Genomic DNA, 7184 nt, shown 5'->3' with positions numbered 1-7184 from the left:
ATCTTTGTGGTTCCTGAATTGGTGCTATACGGGCTCAATGAGATTTTACGATACAATGTTTTGCAGAAGTAATGTTCTGCTCCTGCTGTTTAGCCTTATGGCCGCCACCGGCGCCCTGGCACAGGTAGGGCAGTCCCCCTACACGGTTCGTGGCATAGGGAATATCAACAGCATGGCCACAGCCCGCAACATGGGCATGGGGGGCGTGGGAATAGGAAATACACATCCACTATTCATCTCCATTCAAAATCCGGCAATGCTGGGCTACAATGCGTACTACACCACCGCGCTGGCGGGCTTTAGTGTAGAATCGCGCCGCCTGGCCACTACCGATACGCAAGACCGCCTCAGCAGTGGCGGCTTTGATTACCTGGCCGTGGCCTTTCCGCTGCTGCGCAACAAAATGGCCCTCAACATTGGCCTCTCCCCCTACAGCACCGTAAGCTACAACCTGCAGGCTACCGAGCCGGTGCAGGGCCTGCCCAACAGCAATGCCACCGTACTGTATCAGGGCAGTGGCGGCCTTACCCAGGCCTATGCTGCTACCGGCATCAACATCTACAAGGGGCTTACCATTGGCGGCCGGGTGTCGTATGTCTTTGGCAACATCACCAACGAAGTATCTACCACCATGCTGGGCGATACCGTAGCGGCTACCACCTACACCGCCTATTACCTGAACCGCACCAGCTTCTCCGACTTTATGTTCACCGGCGGCATCGGCTATCGTAAAGACCTTAATACCGAACGGCAAACCTATATCATGGGCGGTATCTCTTATGAGCTGGAGGCCAGCCTGAATGCCAAACGCTTCTACAGTGCCCAGCGCTTGCAGGGAGCCGGAAATAGTCCAATTTATAGTGATACAATTGCAAACAACTACCCCGGTAAAATGCTTTTACCTGCAGCGATTGGGGCGGGCGTTTCCTTTGGGCGGCTGTGGCATTATATGGTAGGAGCGGATGTGCGCCTGCAAAACTGGGAGCAGTATCAGAACTTTGAGCAGGGGAATAATGAAGGCATGGGCAACAGCTACCGCGTTGCGCTGGGCGGCGAGTGGACCCCTGATTATTTTTCCAGAAACTACTTTAGCAGAATAACGTATCGTACGGGTGTACAAGCAGAAAAAACACCTTTTCGAATAAATGGTGAACAAATTAATGAGTTTGGCATAAATTTTGGCGTAACCTTTCCAGTTGGTGCTTCCGGCGTACATACCAGCTTCTTGCTGGGACAACGGGGCAAAACTGAAAACGATCTGATCCGGGAGCGATTCTTCCGCATCAACCTGGGGGTAACCCTAAATGAACGTTGGTTTGAAAGGTATAGGTACGATTAAGAATTTTAGTATGAAGACGACAATGAAAAATGCACTTTTGGGGATGGCGCTCTTTATCGGAGCATTTGGTGTGGCAAACGCTCAGCAGGCTGCCGCACAACAGGGAAATCCCATGACTGAGTGGAACTGGGGCGATAACAAGCCCAAGGCTCAGGAAAAAAATGCCCTGTACAACGATAGTTATAAAATGGGCCAGCACCGCGAGGCTGCCAATGCCCTGCACTGGCTGCTGGTGAATACGCCAAACCTCAACCCGGCCATCTATATCAATGGCGTTGAGATCTACGACGAGCTGGCCAATTCTGCGCAGGACAAAGCCAAAAAGGTAGTATACCAGGACTCTGTGCTTACCCTGTTCGATCTGCGCCAGAAGCACTTTGGCGGCGAGGCCGATATAGCCGAGCGCAAGGCCTACTATGCCTACAAATACTATATCAATGACAAGACGCGCCTGCCAATGGTGTATGAAAGCCTGAAGCGCACCGCCGACCTCAATAAGGAGAATATGTCGTATGCCAATGCAGTTGCCTTTATGGTGGCCATGCAGCGCTACAAAACGGCAAACCCCAAGGCCCTTACCGATGATCAGGCACTGGACTATTATGATATGATCGTGCAGTCGCTGGATAAAGCCCAGGAGCAATATCCCGACCAGGCCGAAAATATCACCAAGTACAAAGCCTCTGTAGATGATCTGCTGGTAAAAACCGTAAATGTGGACTGCAAATTTGTGGAGCAGAACTTTGGCCCCCGCATGAAGCAGAACCCCAACGATGTAGATGCCGCCAAAAAGGTATTCAAGTTGCTGCGTGCCGGTAACTGCTCCGATAGCCCGCTGTACATGGCTTCTCTGAAAACCATCTACAACAATGAGAAAACCTTTGAGATGGCCCGTTACCTGTATGAGCGTAGCGCCAAGGAAGGAAATTCTGCCGATGCCAACCGCTACATGGCCGATGCCATCAGCATGGCCAAGACCCCTGCCGACAAAGGCAAACTTATCCTGGAGCAGGCTGTAAGTGCTGCCAACCGGGGCGCCAAATCAGAGGCCCGTTCACTGGCCTACAAAGCCATCGAGTCTGACCCAAGCTCAGCCTCCAGAGCCTACAGCCTGATTGGTAACCTGTACTTCAGCAGCAACGAGTGCTACCAGCAGCAGGATATTGTGCAGGACCGTGCCATCTTCCTGGCCGCTTATGATATGTATCAGAAAGCAGGCGACTCTAACGGTATGGCCAAAGCCAAAGCCCAGTTCCCCTCTAAGGCCGAGCTGTTCGACCAGAACAAGCAGGCAGGCGAGCCCATCCGGGTAGGCTGCTGGATTGGTGAAAGCACCACCCTGCGCACACGCGACTAAGACCTACATAAATTCGAATAGATCCAAAAAAGCGGCTTTTCTTAAGCCGCTTTTTTTACTTTTGCCAAATGAAACACGTACTGGTTCTCTTCTTGCTGCTGAGTCTGGGCATCTGGGGGTGCGATGGCAATGAAGAAATAGCCGATCTGCCCCCCTATGTGGGGCCCATGATGGAGGCCGATAGCATTGAAACGCTCTACAGCGATTCGGCCGTGGTGCGCATCCGCGTGGAGGCGCCCAAGCGCTTTGAGTACGACAATGGGAACTCAGAATTTCCCCAGGGCATCTACATTGAGTTTTATGAGCCCGATGGCAGCACCTCCTCTACCCTTAAGGCCGACAAGGGGTACTACTTCCGGGAGCGCGATCGCTACACGGCCGTAGGCAATGTGCTCATCGACGGCAAAAAAGACCATAACAGCCTGCACACCGATACCCTGCACTGGTCGCCGCCTACCCAGCGCATCTTTACCAAAGCCCGGGTCATGATCACCGAGAAACTGGATACCCTCTGGGGGGTAGGCCTGGAGGCCAAACAGGATTTCTCGGAGTACACCATCCTGAATCCAGAGGGTACCACCATGCTTAGCGACGACGACGATGAAGAACAATAAAACCCTGGATACGGCTCTGCTGTCGCTAAGTGCCGGCTGCCTGGTGATCAGCATCTACGAGATCATTAGCCGCGGGCTGGCCTATGCCTACATCTGGCTCATGCTTACGCTGGTCTTGTGGCTGTGGTACAGCATGCGCCGGCGCAGAAGCCAGGAACAGGAGCAGGCAGGCAGCGGAAGCCCTAAGCAGGGGCAGCAGCGGTCCGGCGCATCAAAATCAAAACGCAAACGTACATAAAGCTCAGGTATGGATTGGTCCGTTATTTACGTCATTCTGGGGTCCCTGATCTTTTCGGCTTTTTTCTCCGGCATGGAGATCGCCTTTGTGTCGGCCGACCGGCTGCAGATAGAGCTGGAGCGTAAGCAGGGCAGCCTGAGCGGCCGCATCCTGGCCTATTTCATCAACAACCCTTCCGGCTTTATCGGCACCACCCTTATTGGCAACACCATTTCGTTGGTGGTGTACGGCTATTTTATGGCCCTGGTGCTGGAGCCCATCATTGGCAATATGCTGCCTGCCGGGCTGGGCAATGAGGTGCGCGATTCGCTGGTGCTGGTGCTGCAGACGCTGGTTTCTACCTTTATTGTACTGGTTACGGCAGAGTTTACCCCCAAGAGTATTTTTCTGCTCAACCCCAACTGGCTGCTGCACCTGCTGGCACTGCCCATGCAGGTAGTCTACTGGATCATGTGGCCGCTGGTGCGGGTGATCATCGGCGCCAGCAAATGGATCATCCGCTACGTGCTGCGGCACGAGATGCCCGACGACCGGCCCGTTTTTCAGCTGGTAGACCTCAACAACTTTATCCAGCGCTATGTGGCCCGCCCCCAGGCCGGACAGGAAGAGGAGCTGGTAGATGCCCGCATCTTTAACAATGCCCTAGAGTTTAAGACCATCAAGGTGCGCGACTGCATGATTCCCCGCACCGAAATGGAAGCCATTGATATTGAAGAGGGCATTGAAGCGCTCAAGCAGGAGTTTATCAAAACAGGCCACTCCAAAATACTGGTCTATCGGGATTCCATCGACGAGGTAATTGGCTACTGCCACATGCTGGAGCTTTTCAAGAAGCCCAAGGATCTGCAGGCCATCCTTACCCCCATCATCATTGTGCCGGAAACCATGCTGGCCAATGAACTGCTCATTCAGTTCATTACCGAGCACAAAAGCCTGGCCCTGGTGGTAGATGAGTTTGGCGGCACCTCGGGCATTGTAAGCATGGAAGACATCATTGAGCAGATCTTTGGCGAGATCCATGATGAGCATGATGAGGAAGACCTCATAGAACAACAGCTGGCGCCCGATGCCTGGCTGCTGAGCGCCCGCCACGAAATCGATTACCTCAACGACAAATGGGGATGGCATCTGCCCACCGGCGATTACGATACCCTTAGCGGCCTTATTCTCTCCGAGCATGAGGACATACCCCCCGTAAATGAAGAGGTGCGCATAGGCCCCTATCTCTTTACCATACAAAGCCTGCTGGGCAACCGGATTAACACCGTGCGCCTGCAGATCCTCTACCGCGACGGCGAAAGCTAAACCCTACACAGAAATGCAGGGGCGCAAGGGGGTAATATTTTGATATTAAGGTTTTATCTCCTTATTTTGCGATTCTTTCAAAGCAAGAAAATGGCAGTGATTAACACGATTAGAGAGAAGCTTGGAGTACTGGTTCTGGTATTCATTGGCGTAGCAATTCTGGCCTTTATCATGGCCGATCTGTTTGGCCCGGGCTCAAGTTTCAGTTCGCCCGACCGTTCGGTAGGCGAAATTGCAGGGCAGGATATCAATATCCAGGAGTTTAATGACAAGGTAGATGAGCTGGAGAACCAGTATCAGATGCGCAGCAATGCTCCCCTGAACGAAGCCCAGCGTGCGGCCATCCGCAACCAGGCCTGGGATGCCCTTATTGCTGAGAAAGCCTTTGGCAAGCAGTTTTCAAAACTTGGCCTTACCGTTACCGACGAGGAAATGGTAGACATGGTACAGGGCGATAACATCAGCCCCGAGATCCAGCAAGCCTTTACCAATCCCGAAACCGGCGAATTTGACCGCAACCAGCTGGTAAATTACCTGCAGAATATTCAGAACATGCCCCCCCAGCAGCAAATGCAGTGGTACATGTTTGAGCAAACCCTGCGCCCGGCCCGTGCCCGTGTAAAATACGACAACCTGCTGCTCTATAGCGAGTATGTGACCAATGCCGAGGCCCGCCGCGAATATGCCAGCCAGAATGCCGTAGCCGAGATCAAATACCTCTACATTCCCTACTACTCCATTGGTGACTCTGCCGTGCAGGTGACCGATAAGGAGCTGCAGCAGTATATTGAGAAGAACAAGAGCCGCTACCAGAGCGAGGCTACGCGCAGCGTAAAGTATGTGCTGTTTCCCGTTCAGGCTTCTGATGTGGACCGCGACTCCTTTACCCGTCAGCTGAACCAGCTGAAGGAAGACCTGGCCGCTGCCCGCAACGACTCTCTTTTTGCCGTGCGTAACAGCGAGGGCGGACTTGCCTTCTCTACCTATGGACTGGACCAGCTGCCAACAGAGCTGCAGCAGGTATCGGGCCAGCTGGAGCAGGGCCAGGTGTATGGCCCCTTTCAGCAGGAAGATAACTACGTGCTTTACAAGCTGAGCAGCATTGCTACCGATGCCCAGTACCGTGCCCGTGCCAGCCATATCCTGATCCGCGCCGGCGAAGGGGTAACCCCCGAGCAGAAGGCCGAAGCCCGCCAGAAAGCCGAAGGCCTGCTGAAGCAGCTGCGCAGCGGAGCCGACTTTGCCAAGCTGGCCAGCGAAAATAGCGATGACCCCTCAGCCTCCCGCGGAGGTGACCTTGGCTGGTTTGCCGAAGGCCGCATGGTAGAGCCTTTTGAGAAGGCTGTCTTTGAAAGATCTGAACGAGGATTGGTGAACCGCGTGGTAGAAACCAACTATGGCTTCCACCTGATCAACGTAACCGAGCCTAAGACCAACCAGGTGTATAAAGTGGCCCGCGTACAAACCAATCTGGTAGCCGGTGATCAGACCCGCAACGAAGCCTACCGCAAAGCAGAGCTTTTTGCTGCCGAGGCCAACGATCAGGGTGATTTTGACCGCCTGGCCAAAGAGCAGAAGCTTAGCGTAGAAGAAGCCCGTGGCGTAGGTCAGAACGACCGCCGCGTAGGCAACCTCTTCAATGCCCGCCAGCTGGTGATGTGGCTGTTTGAAGACAATACTGACAAGGGGGATGTGTCCCGTGTGTTTGAGGTAGATGATCAGTATGTAGTAGCCGTCCTTACCGGCTCCAGCGAAAAAGGACTGGCTCCTGTAGCTGATGTACGGGAAGAAGTAACCACACTGGTGAAGAATGAGAAAAAAGCAAAGATCATCCGCGACCGACTGGCCTCCATGTCGGGCAGCCTGGAAGAGATTGCTCAGAAATATGGCGCCGATGCCAGTGTGTATACGGCCAGTGATCTTAAACCCAGCGCCTTCTCCCTGGCTACGGTAGGGTATGCACCTGCTGCCGTTGGTGCCGCCTTTGGGCAGGCCGAGGGTGCCCGCTCTGCTCCAATAGAGGTGCAGCAGGGCATTGTGATGGTAGAAACGGTGAATAAGACCGAGCCTGCCGAGATTGCCGATTATGCCGCTGTAAAAGAGCAGGTGCAGCAGCGCCGCTACGGACGCACCGCCGCCATGATCATGGAAGCCATTAAAGAAAAGGCCGAGATTGAAGACAAGCGTTACAGATTCTTCTAGGCCTGTAGAATACCCAAAAAAAGCTGCTCTAAAGGCAGCTTTTTTTGATTTTAGACCCTTTGTACAACGGCCTGTAGGTGAAGATTGCTCAAATGAATCTTTGAAAGGGCCTGAGCGTTTACATACTAA

General features: G+C 53.5%; 6 protein-coding genes. All 6 read left to right on the top strand.

Annotated features, from left to right (window positions below; translation table 11 throughout):
- Positions 1 to 55 precede the first annotated feature (55 nt).
- Positions 56 to 1339, top strand: a complete 1284-nt coding sequence (locus ADICEAN_RS11930; RefSeq protein ID WP_236612904.1) for a hypothetical protein — start codon at positions 56 to 58, stop codon at positions 1337 to 1339.
- A 10-nt stretch (positions 1340 to 1349) separates the two neighbouring features.
- Positions 1350 to 2696 (top strand): hypothetical protein, encoded by a 1347-nt coding sequence (locus tag ADICEAN_RS11925; RefSeq protein ID WP_152426406.1) that lies wholly within the window; start codon positions 1350 to 1352, stop codon positions 2694 to 2696.
- A gap of 68 nt (positions 2697 to 2764) precedes the next feature.
- Positions 2765 to 3310: an LPS export ABC transporter periplasmic protein LptC gene (lptC, locus tag ADICEAN_RS11920; RefSeq protein WP_009195856.1), complete on the top strand. Its 546-nt coding sequence runs from the start codon at positions 2765 to 2767 to the stop codon at positions 3308 to 3310.
- Entirely contained in the window at positions 3297 to 3548 is a 252-nt protein-coding gene (locus ADICEAN_RS11915; RefSeq protein WP_009195855.1) for a hypothetical protein, read from the top strand. Before lptC ends, ADICEAN_RS11915 begins: the two co-directional genes overlap by 14 nt.
- Positions 3549 to 3557: 9 nt before the next feature.
- Entirely contained in the window at positions 3558 to 4853 is a 1296-nt protein-coding gene (locus ADICEAN_RS11910) for a hemolysin family protein (protein ID WP_009195854.1), read from the top strand.
- A gap of 90 nt (positions 4854 to 4943) precedes the next feature.
- On the top strand, positions 4944 to 7055 hold the full coding sequence (locus ADICEAN_RS11905; protein WP_009195853.1) for a peptidylprolyl isomerase: 2112 nt from the start codon (positions 4944 to 4946) through the stop codon (positions 7053 to 7055).
- The last annotated feature ends 129 nt before the right edge of the window (positions 7056 to 7184 follow it).

It is taken from the genome of Cesiribacter andamanensis AMV16 (genome assembly GCF_000348925.1).
Taxonomy (GTDB): Bacteria; Bacteroidota; Bacteroidia; order Cytophagales; family Cyclobacteriaceae; genus Cesiribacter; species Cesiribacter andamanensis.
The sequence above is the reverse complement of the archived record's forward strand: the minus strand, read 5'-3'. Positions and strand labels throughout refer to the sequence as shown.

What these genes read in the sequence shown, in the direction of transcription:
- ADICEAN_RS11915 (WP_009195855.1), top strand. Translation starts at nt 3,297, where the DNA reads ATGAAGAACAATAAAACCCTGGATACGGCTCTGCTGTCGCTAAGTGCC.
- ADICEAN_RS11925 (WP_152426406.1), top strand. Translation starts at nt 1,350, where the DNA reads ATGAAGACGACAATGAAAAATGCACTTTTGGGGATGGCGCTCTTTATC.
- ADICEAN_RS11930 (WP_236612904.1), top strand. Translation starts at nt 56, where the DNA reads ATGTTTTGCAGAAGTAATGTTCTGCTCCTGCTGTTTAGCCTTATGGCC.
- ADICEAN_RS11910 (WP_009195854.1), top strand. Translation starts at nt 3,558, where the DNA reads ATGGATTGGTCCGTTATTTACGTCATTCTGGGGTCCCTGATCTTTTCG.
- lptC (WP_009195856.1), top strand. Translation starts at nt 2,765, where the DNA reads ATGAAACACGTACTGGTTCTCTTCTTGCTGCTGAGTCTGGGCATCTGG.
- ADICEAN_RS11905 (WP_009195853.1), top strand. Translation starts at nt 4,944, where the DNA reads ATGGCAGTGATTAACACGATTAGAGAGAAGCTTGGAGTACTGGTTCTG.